Source organism: Candidatus Zixiibacteriota bacterium, assembly GCA_018820315.1.
Lineage (GTDB): Bacteria > Zixibacteria > MSB-5A5 > JAABVY01 > JAHJOQ01 > JAHJOQ01.
Genome location: JAHJOQ010000061.1, coordinates 1 through 20,607, shown reverse-complemented (window position 1 = coordinate 20,607; position 20,607 = coordinate 1). Strand labels below are relative to the sequence as shown.

Genomic DNA, 20,607 nt, shown 5'->3' with positions numbered 1-20,607 from the left:
GCACCATTGTATTGTTTTATGAAGTCTTCTATGGAGCTTCGGATTCCAGCGGAATCCTGCTCGGTTGTTATTGTAATTTCCGGTGTGTTTGCATCGGTGATTTTCTTGAGGTTCAGAGTAACTCCGCCGATCAGACCTTCAATAGTATTGGTTGCTGATGTAATTACTATGGGCGATCCGGTTGTACTGGATGTTCCCAGTGAGACCTTGGCATCCATCGCTTCCTGAACGATCGGGCTGAACGCCTGAACCTGGAATGTATCGCCACCGACAAGATCCCCAGCTGCAAAACTGACTGTCAGTCCGTCACTTCCGACGCCCTCCAAAGTTACTTCGGTGGCAGCGGCTGAGACAGTAATCGTGCCGGAATTTGTGCCGTCGGTCCAGTCGATCAGTAAATCACCGGAGCCTACTGTCTGAATGCCGGTTCCCGCGACAGTGAACGTATACTGTTTGTTTGCCGAACCGGAATAACTTGCACTGGAGCCGAGTGATACAGAAGATGTCGCAGCAGCCGACCAGGAGAGAGTCTCGGGAATATCGAAACTGGAGCCGGAAAAGTCCGGTGACTCGCCACCACTGAGCTGGTTGGTGACAGATATACGACCACTCAATCCCGTCTTATCCGATGTGAGAAGCAGCCTGTACGGATCGTTCTCGGAGCCATCGTTGATTATAGATGCGGTCACACCGGCGCCTGAGGCGTTGATCGCCTGCCTGAGCCCTTCAAGTGTGTCGTTCGTGGAATCTATAATGATCGTCGTAGCAGAGCTATCACCTCTCTGGATTTTGAATGTCCCTGTGCCTATACTTGTGGAACCTGAATCGGCGAATCCCTGACTTGCGACCTGGTGGTTTCTTGCCAGCTGCTGGATGGACAGTCGATATGAGCCTGTAGCAACTTTGCTTGATACTGCTGCAGAGATATAGGAATCATCCGATATGCTGATTTTCGTTTTGTCAAAAGTTGCTGGCTGAGCTAATTGCGCAGCTTTCGTCTTAAGACCAATTAATAGTGCAGAGACCGAATTATAGACGGTCATTTGGTCAGTACGGCTGGACTGTTGCTCTTCCATAAGCCTTATGTGACCGCGTTCGGAATTTATTATTGCTTCGACAATCTCTGTTGTGTTCAGATTGGAGGCAATTCCATCAATGGAATTAAAACCGGGCATTTTGAAATCCTTTTTGTCGGGGAAGACAGGTGCCTTCCCCGATTACGCATTCTAACCTCTGGTGTCCAGTAGAACACCTATGGTTTCCTGTAACCGCTGCCGCATTGCCAGTATCTCGTCAGTCGGAATCTGCTTTATGACATCTCCGGATTCCGTCTCGACCACCTGTACAACCAAGCTGTCGGTTCCGTCATCTATCCGAAAGCTCAACGCAGTGTGTCGCTGCCGCAATGTGACATTGGCATCTTCTATGAGCGACCTTATCGACTCATTGGTCGCAGGCTCCGTCTGCTCATCACCCTTTTCGGAGAGGCTTAGCTCCTTGGTGCCCCTCGCTACCGCTCCCAATCCTTCAGCTTCGTCCAACATGGGCGACTTAAGAGCATCCGCGAACACCGGTAGCCCAAATGGCTTCGCAGTGCTCAATGAAACATCATTATTCGGATCCATCTTAATCCCCTTGTCTATGAGAGGGAGGTTGGATTACCAACCTCCCGTGGGATATTCCAAACGGCTGAATTAGCCGAAGAGCGACAAAACAACCTGCGGAACCTGGTTGCCCTGAGCGAGCATGGCCACACCGGCCTGCAACAGGATCTGATTCTTGACGAAGTTCGTCATTTCCTTCGCCATATCAGTGTCACGAATGCTCGATTCAGAAGCGGTCAGGTTCTGGGATGCAATCCTGAGGTTCGCCAGATTCGATTCCAGAGTGTTCTTCTGGAACGAACCGAGTGTACCTCTCGATGTTGACACCTCATCGATAGCGGCATCAATTACGCGCTGAGCGTCCTGCGCTCCAGCGACTGTCGTTACATCGACTTCAGACAGATTGAGGAACATGTTTCCGGCCAGATTCTTGCCGAGAGCCGAAGCTGCCATGTTTGCAAGCGCTATGCGCGCTGTCTGACCGACGTTTCCACCGATCTGGAAGACGAGAGATTGATCGATATTGTTGATGGTCTCTGATCCACCCTCAGAGGAGAGCCCATACCTGACCTTCATTGATTCTGTGCGATCGGCATTGTAGATTATAGCATCGGTACCCGCGGTCACCGATGTCGCCGGACCTGCATCCAGACGGACATCAAATCTCGCTGCACTCACGTCGAGCAGCAGATTGCCGAGATTGATTCCGTTGAGAGCGGTATTGGCGGTAATGTTGACCGAACCTCTTCCGGTCGTACCTTCCGTCTTGTTGTACAGCGTGAAATCTGAGGTGGATGCATACTTGACGCTGCTGATTGTATTCGTGTAATTGTCGAACGAGACCAACGCGTCGGTACCGGTAATAGCTGTCGAATCCGCGGCCAGACCAAGCACGTTCTCGGCCTCTCCATGTCCGGTACCATTGGATACCAGCTTGATACTGTAAGTGGAGCCTTCATCGTATGTGAAGAACTTCAGCCTATCGGTACCATGCAACGCCACATCAACATCACCGAGAGTTCCCGAGACGGTACCAAACGCAGCAGCAGCCTTGAGCTGTGTCTGCATATCGGTGATGAGCGTGCTCATCGACGTATAGGTCTTGTTGCTGGCGCCGGTGACGATCTCCACCGACTTGGTTGCCGAGTTGTTCTTTACGGTGTTGACAGTGAACTGAACGATATCCTTGCTCACGCCGCGAGCAGAGCGGGAGGCGCCCATGTCCACGATCGCAGCGGTAGCGGTCGACGAGGATGAGGTCAGCTTAAGACTGTACTGCGCGCCTTCATTCACAGCCCTGAACTCAAGTTTGGCACCACCGGCCTGAAGCGTCGCGGCTGCAATCTTACCGGCCAACTGTGTGTTGTTGGCAATCGCAGTGTTCCACTTCTGGAGCTGTGTCGCAACCGAATCGCCGGAAGCAATCGATACGGTCAGAGTCTGGTCGCCGGTAACCGCTTCACCGTTCTCCTGGTAGTTGAGAACGACTGTGTAATTGCCGGCGTTGGTCGTGGTTGCCTGTGCAAAAGTAGCCGCAGAGGCTATTGTCGCCAACGATGCGGCATCGCCCAGTGTCATACCATTACCGAAGGCGTCGGAAATGTTCACTGAACTCGAGTACTTGGTGGCACCCGAAGAGGCTTGAAGCACATCGATGTTGTGAATGCCATCGGTGAGTTCAGTCGGTGTTCCGGTGCTGTTCAGAGAAATACCAAGGGACGTAGTGTTCAGTGATGCTGTCGCGTCCGAGACCTTCGTGGCAGTGATCGAGTGAGTGCCAGTTGACAGGCCACTCTCTACTATTGTCACGTTGGACGAGTTCGCAGTCGTGATCGTCGCGATGTTGTCCTTGGTGCCATCGAGCAGCTTCTTTGTACCGAACTGGGTATTGGAAGCAATACGATCGATGGTCGCAACGGAATTCTGAATTTCGGCCTGGTCAGCAGCTAACTGATTCACATCGTTGAAACCTTCGTTAGCGGCGTGAATGGCCAGTTCTCTCATCGAAACCAACAGGTTGTTCATTTCGTTGAGAGCTCCCTCAGCCGTTTGGATCATGTTGATTGATCCCTCAGAGTTCGAAATCGCACGGTTGAGACCTGCGATCTGCGCTCTGAACTGCTCAGAGATAACAAGCCCTGCCGGATCATCTGCCGCACGGTTAATCCTGTAACCGGATGACAACTTCTCCATTGAGCTACTCAGCTGACGCGTCGTCGCCGTCAGGTTACGATGTGCGTCTAAGGCAGCGATGTTGTGGTTGATACGTAAGGACATTACGAATCCTCCTTGAATTTCCTTGTCGAGCGTCCTTGTCGACTAAGCGTTGTTGTACTTGGTTTGCTCTCCAAGTTCAGCCACATCCGATGTCTGCCAAGGTCCGAGCGTTCTTGACCTTCAAACCGGTTAGTGCACGAGCCCCGGTTTGCCGGCTCTAAATAATTCACCTGCCTTTCTTCTCTTCAGCTTTTAAAAGAGACAATTAAGTCGGTGCTTTCCGCGTGTTTATTCGGCTTTTGGCCTATTTTTTTATCTATTGTGTCGGTGGCATCTGGAATGCCGTTATAGTATCCTTTTCGACCGGTACGAGCCGATTCTTTACCTTGTCAGTAGCTAATTTAGCCCGTTGTTCAGGCCTACCCTGGTGACGGAACCAAGTGGACATAGAGCGGTTTCTCCGGGATCTTCACTGATTTGCCTCTGCTGGATCTTTGAACGCTGGTTCGGGAACGCACGGAGTTCGATCAGCAGATGTCATCACTCGAGTTAGGCGAACTTCTGCTCCACATCCGAAGAGTCCGAATTCGGTTGACGGGATCGAATTTGTTCGTACATTAGCCATGGTTTTTGTGAATTTTGTGACAATATCCACAATTGTGGAGGTAAGCGGACAGGAGATTCCGACATGGTTAGAATAAAGCCGTTTAAGGGACTGAGACCGACACCAGAGTTTGCATCCAGAGTCGCCTCCCCTCCATATGATGTTCTCAGCGCAGACGAGGCGCGGGAAATGGCTAAGACTAATCCGCACTCATTCTTGCACGTAGTTAAGCCGGAGATTGATTTGCCGGTCGAAACTGATCCGTATAGTGATGCGGTTTATGCAAAGGCAGCCGAGAATCTCACTAAGTTGCGTCGGGACGGTGTCCTCAAACAGGATGACACGGAGTGTTACTACATTTACCAGATTCAGATGGGCGATCATATTCAGACTGGACTGGTTGCCGTGGCGTCGGTGGATAACTACAACGACAATAAGATCAAGAAGCACGAATTCACACGGCAGGCAAAAGAGGATGACAGAACCAGACACATCCTCACGTCGAAAGTCCAGGCTGGACCTGTGTTCTGCGTCTTCAGACGTGATCAGGAACTCTCGGATGTCTTTCAGCAGATCGTGGCAGCAGCACCCCCCGAGATCAGCTTCACCGCTGATGACGGAGTGGCACATACCCTGTGGCCGGTTTGCGATAGTAAGCTGTGCGACAGATTCACTTCTGCTTTTGCTCGTTTCAAAGAGATTTACATCGCTGACGGGCATCACAGGTCAGCGGCGGCGGCGCGGGCAGCTGAAGAGATGCGTGCGATAAATCCCGACTTCACAGGTGATGAGGAATTCAACTACTTCCTGACCGTAATCTTCCCAGATGACCACTTGCAGATAATGGCCTACAATAGAGTGGTCGCAGACTTGAATGATATGCGGGTCGAACAGTTCATGGTGAGAATTCATGAGCGTTTCGAAGTGGAACAGGTCTCATCCAGAGCTGATGCAGAGCCTACGAAACCTTACGATTACGGCATGTATGTGGACAGAGTGTGGTATCGCCTGACAGCCCGCCCGGAGCTGATCAATCCCGACGATCCGGTTGAATCCCTCGATATTCAGGTTCTGTCAAAGGCGGTTTTGCAGCCTCTCCTGGGCATAGAGAATCCGAGAACCGACCCCAGGATCGATTTCGTTGGTGGGATCCGAGGGCTTGCCGAACTGGAAAAGCTCGTCAACTCAGGCAAATGGAAAATAGCATTCGCCCTTCATCCAACCAGTGTCGAGCAACTGCTCACAGTTGCTGATGCAGACAAAGTCATGCCGCCGAAATCTACCTGGTTCGAGCCCAAGCTGCGCAGCGGCATGGTGGTTCACTCAATTGAATAGGAAACACAGACCCATAGCGAAGAAGGAGCAATTATTATGAAAATCCTGATATCTGACGCCTTCGATCCGTCACTGCCACAGAAGCTCTCCAAATATGGAGAGGTGACTGACGACAAGGGACAGGTCGGAGATTGCGACATCGTGCTCGTCCGTAGCAAGACGAAATGCACAAAAGAGTACATCGACGCTGCACCGAAGCTGAAGATGATCATCCGAGGCGGAGTCGGACTCGACAATATCGATCGTCCGTATGCCAAGGAAAAAGGTATCATTGTCAGTAATACGGCAGAGGCCTCGGCTATCGCAGTCGCTGAACTCGCATTTACTCTTATGCTTGCCCTACCGAACCATGTTGTCGCTGGCGACACTTCCATGAAGAAAGGTGAGTGGATCAAGAAAGAGCTCAAACGCACCGAGCTTTACGGCAAAACTCTTGGATTACTGGGTGTCGGCAACATCGGGACTGAGGTCGCGAAGAGAGCGAAGGCTTTCGGCATGACCGTAGTCGCGTTTGATCCGTTCGTAAGAGAGCATGCGTTTGCGGAGATGATCGGCGACATTGATCAGTTCATCAGCAAGTGTGATTATATCTCTCTGCATGCTCCGCTGACAGATGAGACCAAGGGGATAGTGAACAAGAGCCTCATCGCGAAAATGAAAGACGGTGTATACATCGTAAATACCGGTCGCGGAAAATGTGTTATCGAGGAGGACGTCGCGGCAGCCCTGGTCTCCGGCAAGATCAAAGGATACGCAACAGATGTCTGGTACAGCGATCCTCCAGAGAGTACACCTCTCACCGGCGCACCGAATACGGTATGTCTTCCCCACATCGGAGCATCGACCAAAGAGAACCTTCTTCGCATTGGCGAGGTTGTCGATCGATTGATCGGTGAATTTGTAAAGGGTAAATAGCCGAAAGGAGTCTGCAATGACCAAACGTATATATAATTTCAATCCGGGACCATCCACGCTGCCGCTGCCTGTTCTAGAGGAGATGCAAGCGGAGCTACTCGACTATAAGGGCACCGGGATGTCCATTCTCGAGACCAGTCACCGCTCCCCTGAATTTGCTGAAATCCTTGCCGAGACGAAAGCTCTTATCAGAGAATTGGCCGGTCTATCCGAGGATTATCACATACTCTTCATGGGCGGCGGAGCCAGCATGCAATTCGCCACTATTCCGCTTAATTTCCTGAAAGACGGCAAGTCTGCTGATTATGTCAATACCGGCGTCTGGTCGAAGAAGGCCATCAAAGAAGCAAAGATTATCGGTAATGTGAATCTGGCTGGCAGCAGCGATGATAAGAACTTCACCTATCTGCCGCAGTCGCTGAATCTCAGCCCTGACGCCTGTTATGTCCACATGACATCCAACAACACAATCTTCGGAACCCAATGGCACAGATTCCCGGATACCGGGAATGTTCCGCTGATCTGTGACATGTCATCTGATATATTCTCTCGCACATTGCCATTTGACATGTTTCAGATGATCTACGCAGGCGCTCAGAAGAATCTCGGTCCTGCCGGAGTGACACTGGTTATCATGCACAAGGATCTTGCCGCCCGTGCGAAAGAAGGACTCAATGCAATGCTCTCGTATGCTACATACATCGAAAAAGACTCTCTTTTCAATACTCCGCCAGCGTACGGCATCTATATGGTAATGCTGGTGCTGAGATGGATCAAGAAACAGGGCGGCCTTACTGCAGTCGAGAAGGTCAACGACCAAAAGCAGAAAACGCTCTATGGTGCGATCGATAACTCAGGTGGTTACTTCAAGGGCACAACTGAGGTCGAGAGTCGCTCATGGATGAATGTCACCATGAGAATGCGGGACGAAGACCTTGAGAAGAAGTTCATTGCTGAGGCTAAGGCTGCCGGATTGGTCGGCCTCAAAGGGCACCGATCAGTTGGCGGAATCAGAGCTTCGATGTACAACGCGATGACACTCGCCGGAATCGAGCGGCTGGTCGCATTCATGGATGATTTCAAGAAATCGAATCCGTAGAGATTACTTCTAAACTCTGCGCTTTGAACCCCGGCATTAGACTCTGCCGGGGTTTCTAATTTATAAGAGGCTAGATCAGTTCCGGTATCACCGAATCCTTTCGACGCAGCAGATTCCGTCCGGTTGACTTATGAGGTCTATCGTGCAGGAGAGTACTTCTTCGCTAGGACGTCTGTGAGGCTCCGTCACTATTATCGTATACGTGCCGGGAACCAGTCGCACTATTTCGAACTCCAGGTCAATGAGACAGTTGCACAAGCACGGATATCCAGGCAGATACTCCGTCTCCTGTATGAATATTGTCCTCCCATTGAACATTATGTTGGACCGGGCTTCAGAACAGCAGTTAAACTCGGCGTTTAGATGAGTCAAATGAAGAAGCGTATCATTGACAACCTCATACTCCAAACAACTCATGTCGCTGGGGATAGTGTCCTGGCCAAATGTGAGCCCATGCGATTTGCACCTGCTTGTTCCGACGAATCTCCCCTCTGGTCACCCAAGGACACCCCATGGATAGGTATCTCTGTTTACACAATACGTTCCGGAAGGTTGGCTGGCCAAGTTGACAGCAAACTCGAGCGTCTCAGTGTTTCCCTGCCAGTATGGCTCTATGACAGTGACGTCGTAGTCACCCGGAGTGAGACCAGCAATCTCGAATTCCATGTCATAAAGGCATAGGCAATGACACCCCCCACCGACAAGAGATTCAATCTCCAAAATCGTGATGACACCCTCTTCGACAGTGATCTCTGCCGATAACTCCGAACAACAATTGAAGCCTGCATTCCTGTGCGTCAACCGTAGAATGCTATCCGCATCATAGCTATACTCAATGCAGCTCTGATCAGCGCTGACGGTGTCGGAATCCGCTGAAAGCTGAAAGCCTCCGCAGCCGCTGACTGCCACCAGAGTGCCCGTTGGCCCGTCGCCCTCTGCATCCGGCGGTGTCGACTTATCCCCGCTGCAGCCGCTCAGTATAATCAAAAGCGCATAGACAACTGCAAATGTTCCAGACTGAAAAGATCTAGATCTCAACATTGTAGCCTCCCCGTGTGTGAGCTGAACTCTCATGTAACCTGCCACATGTCCACATATACTTCGGCAGCCCATCCCATTTACACAATCGCAAGCCTGCATATTAATTGACGCATCAAGCCGCATAATGTTCAAAGTAAATGAGAATACGGTTTGTTGACGGCCGGTGCTATGCTTGTAATAGTAATATATGGTGAGCTAATCGCGTTGTGCAACAAATTTTCGTCGCAACTCTCCGCCGTGGGGTGCTTCCAGACTTGTAGGCTAGTCTATTCTTCCGGCTCTAAGCTTCTTCTCGCCGAGAAAGACCCATCCAACCACTGAGATAACATCGTCTATATCAAGCAACCCATCCCCGGAAGGATCGGCAGCGTTCCAGACCTCCGGTGGTGAACCATCACTGAAAATGTAATCGACTAGAAACACGACATCATCAATATCTACCTCACCGGAGTTATTCGCATCTCCCCACACGTATTCGAGGGATTTGCCAATCGAAGTCACAAATAGCTGCCTCAGAGGCTCGCTGGAGGTTATCCTCGATAGATAGGTGGCGCGACCGGCGCCGTAACGGGCGGACAATGCGGCGATCGATGAAAATTCTCCATTGCAGGTCCAGTTTGCAAGCACTTCAGTTCTAGTTCCGGGACCTTGATGTCCGCCGAATCCGAGCCCGCAGGGAGTGTTGTCGATCAATTCGCCGGTCGACAAGCCGAAATCCATCCCGCCGTCTGCCGTAAACATCTTGCCCGATCCGTTGAGGTACCCTTCGCAGTCAAACCAATCTCTTATGGGTACAATACTGTCAGTGGTTACCAGATAGTAGGGAATGCCGCCGCCACAAATCAAGCCACCACCAGATCGTATGAACCGATCGATATTTTCGATGGTGCAAGCAATTGCTGCATTCCGTGAAGTCAAGATGAGGCAGGAATACTCATACACATCGAGAGGATCCGGCACATAATCATAGAATTCATACCGATTGAAAGTCTGTCCGAATAACTCTGTCAGCAAATCATCTGGCGGCAAGATCCCAGAGAGCGAGTCAGTTACGACAACGATCCTGTTTTGTGCAGTACTGCAGTGCGCCAGCGCCAACACAGACAGAACCATAAGAGCGATGTTCCGAGTGACCATCATAATCAGGTACTCCTCGCAGTCTCTCCCTCCAGAGCTTCCAAACTTTTTCTTGCAGGATCGTAGTTGGGATTGATCTGCAGCGCCTGATGGTATCCAAGTCTAGCCGAGTCGATGAACCCCTGCTTGCTGTATATATCGGCCAGTTTCGTAATGACCACGAATGAACTCGGAGCAAGTGTAACGCACAGCTCGTACATCTTCAGCGCGCTGTCGAATTCCCCTTTCTCGAACATGATATCTCCGAGAAGGTGCGCGACCGCAAAATCATCGGGCGCGAGTTCAAGAAATGATGAGAGAACTTCTGCAGCCTCTCCGGTTCTTCCTGACTTCGCCAAACTCACACCGAGGTTTCTATTTGCGTGCGCCATTTCGGGGGCAATCGCAAGAGCTCGCCTGTAGCATTGTTCTGCCTTTGCAAATTGCTCCAGTCTGAAGTATGAGTTTCCGAGATTGTTCCAGGTCTGAGCGTCACGTTCTCCTGCGTCACCGCATTTCTCGTACCGTTCGATGGCCGCAGCATACTCGCCCACAGCATACTTGACATCCCCCATGAGGCAAGCGGGATATGTGAAATCAGGGAACTTCGACAGCAGGCGATCCACGATTGAATTAGCCTCCGCCAACCTATCAGTGTAGAAATAGAGTTTGAGCAAAGCGTGGAGGATGTCACGACTATCCTCGCACATCTCTACCGCAGCCGCCAAGTGCTGCTCAGCTTCTGCAGTTCTGCCGACAATCCTGCAGCTTTCACCGAGAATGAAATGCGCCGGCCACGCGCTCTGATTCTCCTTGAGGTGACGCGTTGCGCACTTTATCGCGCTAACGTAATCCTCTTTGTTGAAATATAGCTGTGCCAAGCGGAGGCAGGAGGTCAGGTAGCATTCACGAACCTTCTGGACTTTCTCGTACCAGAGAATTGCCTCGTCGGTATTCCCCTCGCATTCGTAGGCCTCGGCTATTCCGTACAGAGCATTCTGTTCACTCTTATAATTGAGCAGGATAATTGACTGGGTCTCATTAGCATCCTTGAATTCTCTTCTTGCGCGAAGATAACTCTCATACCATTGCCTTGCCTCAGACCATTTGCCGGTCTGCGAGCAGATGTATCCGAGAGTGATGATCGGATCGAGGTAATCGGCCTTGTACTCGAGAGCCTTCAGGCACTGTTCTCGAGCTGTATCATATTCTGCCTTGAAGAAGTAGGCAGACGCTAATTGGTGCAATGCCATCAAGTGCAGGTGGCCGCGATCAGCAGACGAGGGATCGGTATTGTCGATCACGCGCTGCGCATGCAAGATGATTTTGTCACACTGCTCTGCCGACGGAGTTGCGCTTTCCCCTCGATACAACTGTGCCAGATTCATGTTGGCAAAAGGATCGTTCGGCTCATCTTCAAGCTGCTTAATCAGCAATTCACGAGATCGCCGCACTTTCTTCTTCATCTCCTCTTGCGACAATCCATAGCCATAATGCTTGATCTTGACTCCGCCTCGTAACACAACATACTGTTTCTCGTCGAACTTGAGCTGATTGTGCACGATGCCATCGTAATAGGCTCCGACCGACCGACGGAAGAACCTTATCGAGGGAAGGAATGATGCATGGCCTTCATCGTCGCTGACATTGAACACAGAAACCGAGATAAGATCGTTGCCCTTTTGTTGCAGCATTTCCTTTAAGAGCGGTATGTCATCTCGCACCAACTCTTCGTCTGCATCCAGAATAAATATCCACTCCCTGCTTGCATAGCTCAGCGATTGATTGCGTGCTTTTGAGAAGTCACGCTCCCACTCATGGTGGAACACTTTTGCACCGAAAGATTCTGCAATCTCTACCGTCTTGTCCGTCGATCCCGTGTCGACAACCACGATCTCATCAACGACTCCCTGCACACTCTTAAGAGCTCTCGGGAGCATCTTCTCCTCATTCTTGACAATCATGCAAAGAGACACTGAAGGTCTGGATGCCGATATCGAATCGCGGAGCATCTTTAGTTCGCCAACTCCGGGACAGGCTACGATTCCCTTATCGATGATTCTCAGAGCATCATCGCGCTGGCCTTGCTGATCAGCGAGTCTGGCGAGATTGATGTAAGCCACGGCGAATTGCGGTTTGATCTGAATCGCCTGCTCGAAATATTTGATGGCCTCCTGCAGTTTTCGTTGCTCACGGAGACTGACAGCGATGCCGTTCAGGACCTCGTGAATAGAATCATAAGTACCTGCGAATGGCAGTTCCTGATGTTTTCCCGACTCAATATTGTGATGAATATCGAGGTAACGTTGAGCATAGACAACGACCAACTCGTGTTCATCCAGTTCGCCGCAGACATACGACAACAGGTAGTGGAAGTCCAGCATCTCGTTGTCAAAGCGCAGAGCTTCCATTGATCGATTCTTCGCCAGCTCGAACTTGTGTTGATTCGCTGCAGCAAACGCTGCGAGTCTCAGTGCGAAGACATATGCACTCTGGGCGGTATCACGGACCTCTTTTGTCAAAAGACTCTCCGCATTCGTCTCAGCAGAGGCAAACTCACCCCGATCAAGAGACATCTGAGCCTTGTCGATGATTTCGGAATAAGCCGTATTGGGACCTATTTCAGCGCTCTTGCGATTGCGCGGAGACTCTGTCTTCTTTCTGCGAGTCGTCTTTCTTTGCTTCTTCTTTGTATTGCCCATCAGTTCATCTTTCATCTAGCCTACATTCATCGGCACGCGCAGAATCCGATTAGGACTCCTGTTTGCCAATACAGGACTTCCCAGCCTGTACATCTGCTTCATCCATTCAATTGTCCTCGGGACTCCAACTTCCAGCGGAATGCGCGGGTCGTGCCCAAACGCTTCGCTCGCCTTCGAAATATCGGGTTTCTTGTTCATAACATTGTGCTTGTCCTCGGGCAGATACTCTACAAGACTGCTCGGCGCACCAGTGTACTGCAGGATCAGATCCGACAGCTCACGCACGCTTCTGAATTCAGTGCCGCCTATATTGTAGACTTCACCAGCTTTGAAATTCTCGCAGACTGATGCCAGCGTTGGGATGAAGTCATCGATATACATGAATACTCTGTGATAACCGAGAAAGACCTGATACGGTATCCCCTTCAGCGCACGATAGCAGAAAAGGCATACAACCGAGCGATAGTGGTGATAGAATTCACCGGGGCCATAGGCGTTGAAAAACCTCAGCCTGACCACCGGGACTTCGTATCGGCGTTCGAAATTCATGATCTGAATTTCGTTCACCCACTTGGTTGTAGCATAGTCGTTATGCTGTATAATCGAATGATTGAGAGGGATGTCTTCACTCAGAATATCCGCATGCTTATCACCGTATATCTCGGAAGATGAGGCGAATATCAGTTTGAAGCCTTTCTTCTTCTGCCATTCCAGTATGTTGCGGGTCCCTATGACATTGCTTTCCCAAAGTGTGTCATAGTACTCCTCACCATTTATGCGACCGAATTCTGCCGCCAGATGGTAGACATAGTCGTAATTTTGATCGAACACGCGCTCAAGCTGACGGTAATTGGATACGTCCGCTCTTATGTAGTTGTCGTCTGCCTGGTGTTGCAGATCTACTCCCCATACTTCATGCCCGCGCGCCTGCAGTTCAGCTACGAGCGGTTGTCCGAGAGTTCCCTTACTTCCTGTAACCAATATCTTCGCCATCCATATCTCCTTGCCTGCGTCTGCTTGTTAACTATGTCGGTTCGTCAGCGAACAACCGTTTCTGTTTGCCGCTCGATCGCATCCTGCTCGGTAAACCATTTCTTCATATATTCTCTGTATTCGCTCCATGCCTTTCTCGTATCCATGCGATTCGCTACATTGTCCCCATGAACCCGATAGTACAAGAGTGGTTTGTCAAGGAATCTAATCCTGTGGAAGTGCACCATCTTATGCCACATAGCACCATCGGCGGTGTAACCGGCGCGCCCACCAAGCTCTTCGTCGAAGCAGCCGGTCTCGTTGAGGCACTGTTTCCGGAACATCACCGAGCATCCATTGATCGGGTTTCGCTCAAACAACTCCGTCCGTTCGTTCCCCTCGGTCAGCGGCTGGACTTTGGCCCTCTGTCCACGGTTGGAGAATCTATCGATGTAGAAGAAATCCGAATAGACCATGCCGATTCCTGGGTTTTGATGCAGGAATTCAATCTCCGTCTGCACCTTTTCCGGCATATAGACATCATCGGATGAGAGCCACGAGATATATTCGCCATCAGATGAACGGATACAAGTATTGAGAGCCGCAGAAACACCACGGTTAGTTTGGTGCTTGAGCACCGTAATGCTGTTTTCGAACTTCTTCAGAACAGCCGCCGTGTCATCCGTCGAGGCATCATCGCAAACGATGATCTCACAGTTCTGATATGTCTGATTGAGGGCTGATTCGATAGCTTCTTCGAGATACTCTGCCCTGTTATAGGTAGGAATGATAATCGACACTTTTCCGTAATCAACTTCGCTTTTTGTGACTGTCGCGGGGACAAGCGGTGCATTGGTCGCCGTTTCAGACTGCCGGTCAAGATCAGCAATCAATCGTTCGAACTTGACGATTTGTTTCCTTTGCGAGAAATTGTTGCTAATGTATTCGCGAATGGCTGTGACCAGTGTCTTGCGGTCTGATTTCATCAGACGATCCAACAATGTTACGCATTCATCCGGCGTATTGAACAAGTATTCTTCCGGATAGACATTTTCAGCACCCGGCCACGCATGCACCAGTGGCAGCAGACCGGAAGCCATGCCCTCAGCGATCGAGTAGTGAAACGATTCAAACAGCGACGTGGAAATCACGAAATCTTTATCTTTGAGATACGCCGGGACATCCTCGACCCAGTCCTGCAAATGAATCGGCAGGTCGAGCCTTTTGATCATGTGATCGAAATAGATTTTGATCCTTGGATCCTGATGTCGGCCCGCGATGAAGAATTCAAATTCCGGGTCGTAGTCATGAATGGCCTTGAAACAATACAACAACAGACCGGGATTCTTCTTATAATTGATGTAGCCAAGCGAGCAAATCTTCTTCCCAAAAGTCTTGCCGTTCGGAATCGTGAACTTGTTCAGATCCACTCCATTGTGGATAATCTCTTTCTTTACGACGATATTGTGGAATTCGTTTAGCACATCCGCCACATTCTGATTGACCAGAATCAGTCGATCAATTTTGGTCCAGTCGACTTCCGCTGGCATCTGAGTAAACGCCTCATACGAATGCAGGCGGCAGATTATCTTGCATGTCTTGTGAAGCTTAGTGGCCTGGATTAGCAGTTGATCGCACCACTCGAACCATGCCAGATCAGCCCATTGCATCAGTTCTGCCATCTGCTGAACAGAATCACTTGAGAATCTCTTGATTTCGTTCCCGGCTGCAAGGTGAGCCAGTATGCCGTCAGCAAATGAATCCTGCGTTGCGAAAAATGCAATCTTGAGGCCGCTGACACATGGCGCGGAATCGCCTGAAGAGACATTCGTCACGACCGTATCTGAAAATTTGTCGAGCATGTCCTTCCAGGAAGGAATATTGCTATGCTCCGGACTTATCTCGCTCAGCTTCTCAAGGGCGGCGAGGCCATCCTCACGCATTTTCTCGCAAATACAAAATTCGATGTAGTTCTCGTATGATTTCTCGTAGTTCGGATTCTTCCCAAGTGCAATTTCGAAAGTCTTCTTAGCATCCTTGATCTTTTCTTCGTGAGCCAGCACGACCGCAAGATCGTTCCAGCCATCGGCCTCCACCGGATCAATCTCCACGACCCTCCTGAACGCAATCTCAGCCTCTGGAAGTCTCTGCATTGTGGCGTTCAATAGCCCTATATTGTGATATATATTCTTGTCATTTGGATCAAGCAGTGACGCCCGCTCAAGATACTCTAATGCCTCGCTGTATCTCTCCAGCTTGACGGCTAAAGCCCCAGCTGTTGTGAGGACATCAATTGATTCCGGGAGTTTGACGACCAGCGCAGATATGCAATCATATGCTGATTGATATTGTCCGTCCATAATGTGGAGGTCAGCCAGCTCAAGATAATTGGAGTAGTCGTCCGGAGATTCGGCAATCTTAGCCTTCAGCCATGCGGCTCTCTGTGCTTCCATGTCATCCTCTTCCAATGATGAAGCCACAATCCAGTGCATTTATGCTTGCACGGAACTGACAATGTTTGTCAGATCTGCAGCGCGAGCGGCTCTGTTTTGTTCTTTCCGCTTTTCTTCTTCAGTTCATCCATGATCAAGTGCCGGATGGTATACCGGCTATTCACGAAAACCACCTGCTTGCCGAGGTTGTCGTCCGTGTTGATCAGCAACGGACCCTGCAAATTTGCCGACATCTGAGAGATATCTTTCGGAATGGTCACGATCACATAAGTCTCAACACAGCTGCTTTCTGCGACATTGATCTCATTCAGTTCCCTGATGTGCATCTCAATCTTGTAGTTCGGGAAGAAGAATGCAGGGTTCGCTATAACAAACGCCAGATTCGGATCCTCAATCGATTGCATCCATTTAAAGGGCTCCGAATCCTCGTTCTGGAGAATCACATATTTCTGAAACTGTTCGAATCCCAATATCCCCTTTGGGAACTCGACCATCTTGTCTTCCGGAACATCCAGTTCGCCAAATCTAAGCGTCGCTATCTTCATACATGATCCTATCTGATGAAATCGAGTAGTGACGGCTGGATGATCTTCGACGCCGCCTGCAGAGCCGCTGTATAGAGCGATTCCTGTTGCGCAAGATCAGCAACCAGTTTAGTTATATCAGCATCTTCAGTTTCCGAGAGAAGCTTAGTGAAATTGAGCCGATACTCCGTCGATCTCAATTCCGTCGTCTCAAGTCTGATCACTCTTGCACCTGCCGCCGCACGGTGATCCAGGAGACCATCCCTGCCACTGTCAACACCCTCGATGACAGACCTGACGACCTCTGCGTCATCTTCTCGCAAAGCATCGATCAGTACCAGAAGGCTTCCCATCACGTCTGGTGAACCAGCTATACCAAGCTGATGCGCCGCTTTGCTCTCATCAATGTCCTTGACAATCAGAGTCTTCGTATCATCGTTATTCGTAATCGATATGCCCTTCGAGGTTGAATTGATGGCTGCCGTGATATCAAGTCCGCTCGAGTTAATTGCATCGACTACATCCTGGACTGTCGTCAACGTGGACGATCCAAGATCGATGATGGTAGTGGAGTCACCTTGAGAAATCTGGATTTCGCCTAGATCGAATCCTAGGCCATTATTGAGCGAAGAGAGCAATGTATCAGGGATTAGAATCGGATCAAGATCAGTTCCAACAAGTGCGTAATTCATGTTTCCAGTAATGCCGAGATCCTGCGCGACTGTGCTTCCCGAGCCTGTATCTGTGATCGAGAATTCAGGTCGCGGATTGAGATCAGATCCTACGAGGTTTGGGCTAATATCGCCGACAATGCCCAGATCGCCAGCAGTACCGCTCACGGAATCTGCTTCCGAGATGCTCAAACCCAATGGGACAGCATTCGCATCTTGAATTTGCAGGCCGGTTCCGGCAGGATTAAGCGATGCCGTTACATTTGCAATCCCGGCAGCGGCTAGCTGCGAATTGATTTCAGTAATCACTTCTCCAATCGTGGATGCCGAAGAGACATTGACCATGACACTAGTAGTATGATCGGTGTTATGAATTTCGAATACTCCACTGTCCAGATCGACTCCCGTTCCACTGTTGATGTTATCGAGAGAGGTATCCAGACTGATTTCCGCTCTGTCGGTCGCTATAAGTTTCAGGTTGTTACCTTCAGGGCCGAGTTCGGCAGTCACATTGGTAATGCCTCCGGCTGCGAGTTGTGCGTTCACGGAGGCTATGACATCATCGAGATCTGTCGATGCGGATACATCGACAGGTACGGTGATGCCGAGATTCTCATCCGTGACATTGAAAATTCCGGTCGACAGGTCAATACCATTGCCGCCGTGCAGATCGGAGAGCAGTGTGTTGCCTTCCACGCCCACGTTGAGATCAGCATCAGACCCAAGCGAGTTTAGTGCTTTGGTCAGAAGGCTTGAGCCGATCAGATTGATCGCAATACGCGCACCTGATTCGACTTCTACATTAATATTTCCGGAATCACCTTCATAGACGACACCGACGCCGGTCGCGCGGAATGACGACTGTAGTGTTCTCTGACCGCTGAACAGGTATCTGCTATCCAGCTTGGCGTTTCCCGCCTGAAGGATCTGTTCGAATATCGATTCAATCTCATTAGCTGCAGCTTCTCGCGCGTTGGCATCGAAGCTGTCATTGGCAAGACTGACGGCGATCTCCTTCGCAGAGATGAGCAGATCGTTCATTTCGGATAAAGCCAGGTCAACGTGAGAAAGCCAAGTCTTTGCATGCGAGATGTTCTTCGCAAACTGATCATACTGGGCTATTTTTGAACGATAGCCTAGATCGCGCACCGTGCCAATAGGATCATCTGATGGATTGTTGATCCTGCGCCCGGTAGACATCATATTCTCGAGCTTCATAAATCGGTTGATGTTCTGCCCCAGATTACGAACAACCTGATCCGATATCATCTGATTGGTGACTCGCATGGGTCTCTATCCCTCTTCATACCAAACGAAGCCTTTGTCCGGTCCATTGCGAAGTATGGACTCATCTATCTTGGACCTTTGGCCGTATTTCGACTTCTCCTGGAGATTCTTGGGCTGCATCGGTTCATGCGACTGCCGATCCCGTGGAGGATCATCCTTCTTTGACTTTTTTCTGAAAATGCCCATTACTCCGGTGACCTCTTGTTATGTTCGTCTGCGTTCTTGTCAGTCCTGTATTTGATGTCTGTTTTCTTCTTCTTGCCCGATCCAATTTCATCCTTGAATTTGTCTCGCAGAAGCCTGACAACGCTTCCCAAATCCTCTTTCACTGTCTCGGATGCCTTGCGGTTCTCGTTTTGAATCTTGACGTAGATCTCTTCACGGTGAACAACGACTTTCAGGGGTGCTTCAATTCCGAGTCTTACCTGCCTCCCGTAAATGCCGAGGACAGTGACCTTGATATTGTCACCGATCGTGATGCTTTCTCCTAACTTCCTTGTCAGAATTAGCACAGCTCTTCCTTTCTGGTTTTATCTGCCGGTCACACCGGTGCCATTGATCAGCGTGTCCAGAGCGCTATCGATGAAAGTTATCACCCTCGCCGCCGCCTCGTATGCATGCTGAAATTTGATCATATTTGCCATCTCTTCGTCAAGAGATACACCCTGCACCGATTGACGAGAGTTTTCGATTTGTTGCACCAGAAGTGAATAGTTTTCAGATTGATTGTTGGCTTCACGCACCTGCATCCCTGCAGTGCCGACAATCGAGTTATAATATTCTTCAATCGTTGCTGTATTGCTGTTCATCATGCGGTCATTCTTCAGCACATCGGCAATCGTAAGCGCGTTAGATCCATCTCCAACCTCTCCGCTCATCGATGCAGCTATTCTTGTAATGTCGCTTTCGATCTCCCTGTTGACGGAAATGCCACCCGCGCCTCTGGCGAGCGGATCAAAGAAGACACGTCCCGAAACGCTGTCCAAACCGGAGCCAGCAACATGCGCCTCATTTACTTTGTCTATAATGGCATTTGCCAAATTATCGAGTTCATCTTTGTAGTTCTTCAGGACGGTATCTCGCATTTCAATCAGCGCGCCCATCTCACCACCAGAGAACCCCACTTCCATCTTGGAATGCTGCCAGGTAATTGTGGTCCTGGTGCCCTCATCTCCGCTTACGATATTTGTCTGCAATGCGATGGAGTCGGACCCGTCCACTATCGCCATTGCCCCGATATAGACGACTGCTCTACCGCGCTCATCTTCGCGGGCTGTGACATTGGAATATTCCGAGAGACTATCGATCAGATGGTCGCGCCTGTCGCGTAAGTCATTGGCGCTGTCACCACCGATTTCTGCAGTCGCTATCTGCTGGTTGAGGCCCGCAATTCCCGCCGCGATGCTGTTGATCTCGTCTACACGGCTGGCAATATCAGCATCGACGGATCTTGTCAGATCGGTCAGCTGACTATCTAATTGGTGGAATCCATTTGTGACGACATGAGCCTGCTGCAGTACCGCGTTGCGAGACTCTGGCGCCTCGGGATTAGTTGACAGGTCCTGCCATGCTGCCCAGAAATCATTCAGCATTCCTCCAAGGCTTATATCCTGCGGTTCATTCAGGAATCCTTCGAGTTGCACAAATGCCCTTGCCTTGGCGCTCCAGCCACTCAGATTCTGATTCTCGCTACGCCACCGATCGGTGAGGAACTGATCCCTTATGTGCTCGATCCTGGTGACATCGACGCCGACTCCCATCTGACCGAATGGCGTGTCCATAGGATATGCATTCGTCGTGACAACCCTTTGACGTGTATAGCCGGGAGTATTGACGTTAGAGATATTGTGACCGGCGGTATTGAGCGACAACTGGTGTGCCAGCAGAGCTCTCTTGCCCATTTCCAATCCCTGAAACAGCGACATCCTAGTCGAGATCCTTTCCGATCAGTTACACAGTCCGATTCACCATTATGCTTTGTGCCGGTTTGGCGACATTCGTGCTTTCTCGATATGTGGGAACATCAACACCACTCGATGCGAGCAGCCTGACTGTTCCCTCTATGTG

Annotated in this window: 16 protein-coding genes; 3 read left to right on the top strand and 13 right to left on the bottom strand. The window is 50.2% G+C overall.

The features are described from left to right. From fliD to KKH67_05670, 3 genes are all read right to left on the bottom strand, one after another. On the bottom strand, positions 1 to 1,175 hold a 1,175-nt coding region (gene fliD / locus KKH67_05680), incomplete at its 3' end, for a flagellar filament capping protein FliD (protein ID MBU1318674.1). A 51-nt stretch (positions 1,176 to 1,226) separates the two neighbouring features. Next, complete coding sequence (locus KKH67_05675; GenBank protein ID MBU1318673.1) at positions 1,227 to 1,625, bottom strand: flagellar protein FlaG; 399 nt, start codon at positions 1,623 to 1,625, stop codon at positions 1,227 to 1,229. A 69-nt stretch (positions 1,626 to 1,694) separates the two neighbouring features. Then, positions 1,695 to 3,881, bottom strand: coding sequence for a hypothetical protein (locus KKH67_05670; protein MBU1318672.1), 2,187 nt, complete (start codon positions 3,879 to 3,881; stop codon positions 1,695 to 1,697). Positions 3,882 to 4,509: 628 nt separating this feature from the next. Between KKH67_05670 and KKH67_05665 the strand changes: the two genes are divergently transcribed. Genes KKH67_05665 through serC form a run of 3 tightly spaced genes read left to right on the top strand, consistent with a single transcriptional unit; the run spans position 4,510 to position 7,774 of the window. Next, complete coding sequence (locus tag KKH67_05665; GenBank protein MBU1318671.1) at positions 4,510 to 5,760, top strand: DUF1015 family protein; 1,251 nt, start codon at positions 4,510 to 4,512, stop codon at positions 5,758 to 5,760. 36 nt (positions 5,761 to 5,796) lie between these two features. Then, entirely contained in the window at positions 5,797 to 6,675 is an 879-nt protein-coding gene (locus KKH67_05660; GenBank protein ID MBU1318670.1) for a hydroxyacid dehydrogenase, read from the top strand. A 16-nt stretch (positions 6,676 to 6,691) separates the two neighbouring features. Next, on the top strand, positions 6,692 to 7,774 hold the full coding sequence (gene serC / locus KKH67_05655) for a 3-phosphoserine/phosphohydroxythreonine transaminase (protein MBU1318669.1): 1,083 nt from the start codon (positions 6,692 to 6,694) through the stop codon (positions 7,772 to 7,774). A 495-nt stretch (positions 7,775 to 8,269) separates the two neighbouring features. Here the strand turns inward: serC and KKH67_05650 are convergent, their stop codons facing one another. From KKH67_05650 to flgK, 10 genes are all read right to left on the bottom strand, one after another. After that, on the bottom strand, positions 8,270 to 8,815 hold the full coding sequence (locus KKH67_05650; GenBank protein MBU1318668.1) for a hypothetical protein: 546 nt from the start codon (positions 8,813 to 8,815) through the stop codon (positions 8,270 to 8,272). A gap of 261 nt (positions 8,816 to 9,076) precedes the next feature. Beyond that, complete coding sequence (locus KKH67_05645; GenBank protein ID MBU1318667.1) at positions 9,077 to 9,955, bottom strand: hypothetical protein; 879 nt, start codon at positions 9,953 to 9,955, stop codon at positions 9,077 to 9,079. Between the two features lie 2 nt (positions 9,956 to 9,957). Further along, positions 9,958 to 12,648 carry a tetratricopeptide repeat protein gene (locus tag KKH67_05640; protein ID MBU1318666.1) on the bottom strand — a complete coding sequence of 897 codons (2,691 nt, stop codon included), beginning with the start codon at positions 12,646 to 12,648 and terminating at the stop codon, positions 9,958 to 9,960. Next, a complete protein-coding gene (locus KKH67_05635; GenBank protein ID MBU1318665.1) occupies positions 12,649 to 13,626 on the bottom strand; it encodes an NAD(P)-dependent oxidoreductase in 978 nt (325 codons plus the stop codon). A gap of 44 nt (positions 13,627 to 13,670) precedes the next feature. Then, the gene (locus KKH67_05630; protein ID MBU1318664.1) at positions 13,671 to 16,058 is read right to left on the bottom strand and encodes a glycosyltransferase; all 2,388 of its coding nucleotides are present in this window, start codon (positions 16,056 to 16,058) and stop codon (positions 13,671 to 13,673) included. A gap of 68 nt (positions 16,059 to 16,126) precedes the next feature. Continuing rightward, on the bottom strand, positions 16,127 to 16,603 hold the full coding sequence (locus tag KKH67_05625) for a flagellar assembly protein FliW (protein MBU1318663.1): 477 nt from the start codon (positions 16,601 to 16,603) through the stop codon (positions 16,127 to 16,129). Positions 16,604 to 16,611: 8 nt separating this feature from the next. After that, a complete protein-coding gene (gene flgL / locus KKH67_05620) occupies positions 16,612 to 18,540 on the bottom strand; it encodes a flagellar hook-associated protein FlgL (GenBank protein MBU1318662.1) in 1,929 nt (642 codons plus the stop codon). A 6-nt stretch (positions 18,541 to 18,546) separates the two neighbouring features. After that, positions 18,547 to 18,726: a hypothetical protein gene (locus tag KKH67_05615; protein ID MBU1318661.1), complete on the bottom strand. Its 180-nt coding sequence runs from the start codon at positions 18,724 to 18,726 to the stop codon at positions 18,547 to 18,549. Further along, complete coding sequence (gene csrA / locus KKH67_05610) at positions 18,726 to 19,052, bottom strand: carbon storage regulator CsrA (protein ID MBU1318660.1); 327 nt, start codon at positions 19,050 to 19,052, stop codon at positions 18,726 to 18,728. The genes KKH67_05615 and csrA overlap by 1 nt, the downstream gene beginning before the upstream one ends. Before the next feature lie 18 nt (positions 19,053 to 19,070). Beyond that, complete coding sequence (gene flgK, locus KKH67_05605; GenBank protein ID MBU1318659.1) at positions 19,071 to 20,441, bottom strand: flagellar hook-associated protein FlgK; 1,371 nt, start codon at positions 20,439 to 20,441, stop codon at positions 19,071 to 19,073. Positions 20,442 to 20,607 lie beyond the last annotated feature (166 nt).

Excerpts from the sequence above, each read along its gene's own strand:
- KKH67_05670 (MBU1318672.1), bottom strand. The coding sequence starts at position 3,881 with ATGTCCTTACGTATCAACCACAACATCGCTGCCTTAGACGCACATCGT.
- KKH67_05665 (MBU1318671.1), top strand. The coding sequence starts at position 4,510 with ATGGTTAGAATAAAGCCGTTTAAGGGACTGAGACCGACACCAGAGTTT.
- KKH67_05640 (MBU1318666.1), bottom strand. The coding sequence starts at position 12,648 with ATGAAAGATGAACTGATGGGCAATACAAAGAAGAAGCAAAGAAAGACG.
- KKH67_05650 (MBU1318668.1), bottom strand. The coding sequence starts at position 8,815 with ATGTTGAGATCTAGATCTTTTCAGTCTGGAACATTTGCAGTTGTCTAT.
- KKH67_05635 (MBU1318665.1), bottom strand. The coding sequence starts at position 13,626 with ATGGCGAAGATATTGGTTACAGGAAGTAAGGGAACTCTCGGACAACCG.
- KKH67_05660 (MBU1318670.1), top strand. The coding sequence starts at position 5,797 with ATGAAAATCCTGATATCTGACGCCTTCGATCCGTCACTGCCACAGAAG.
- KKH67_05625 (MBU1318663.1), bottom strand. The coding sequence starts at position 16,603 with ATGAAGATAGCGACGCTTAGATTTGGCGAACTGGATGTTCCGGAAGAC.
- flgL (MBU1318662.1), bottom strand. The coding sequence starts at position 18,540 with ATGCGAGTCACCAATCAGATGATATCGGATCAGGTTGTTCGTAATCTG.
- KKH67_05615 (MBU1318661.1), bottom strand. The coding sequence starts at position 18,726 with ATGGGCATTTTCAGAAAAAAGTCAAAGAAGGATGATCCTCCACGGGAT.
- KKH67_05645 (MBU1318667.1), bottom strand. The coding sequence starts at position 9,955 with ATGATGGTCACTCGGAACATCGCTCTTATGGTTCTGTCTGTGTTGGCG.
- serC (MBU1318669.1), top strand. The coding sequence starts at position 6,692 with ATGACCAAACGTATATATAATTTCAATCCGGGACCATCCACGCTGCCG.
- KKH67_05630 (MBU1318664.1), bottom strand. The coding sequence starts at position 16,058 with ATGGAAGCACAGAGAGCCGCATGGCTGAAGGCTAAGATTGCCGAATCT.
- flgK (MBU1318659.1), bottom strand. The coding sequence starts at position 20,441 with ATGGGCAAGAGAGCTCTGCTGGCACACCAGTTGTCGCTCAATACCGCC.
- KKH67_05675 (MBU1318673.1), bottom strand. The coding sequence starts at position 1,625 with ATGGATCCGAATAATGATGTTTCATTGAGCACTGCGAAGCCATTTGGG.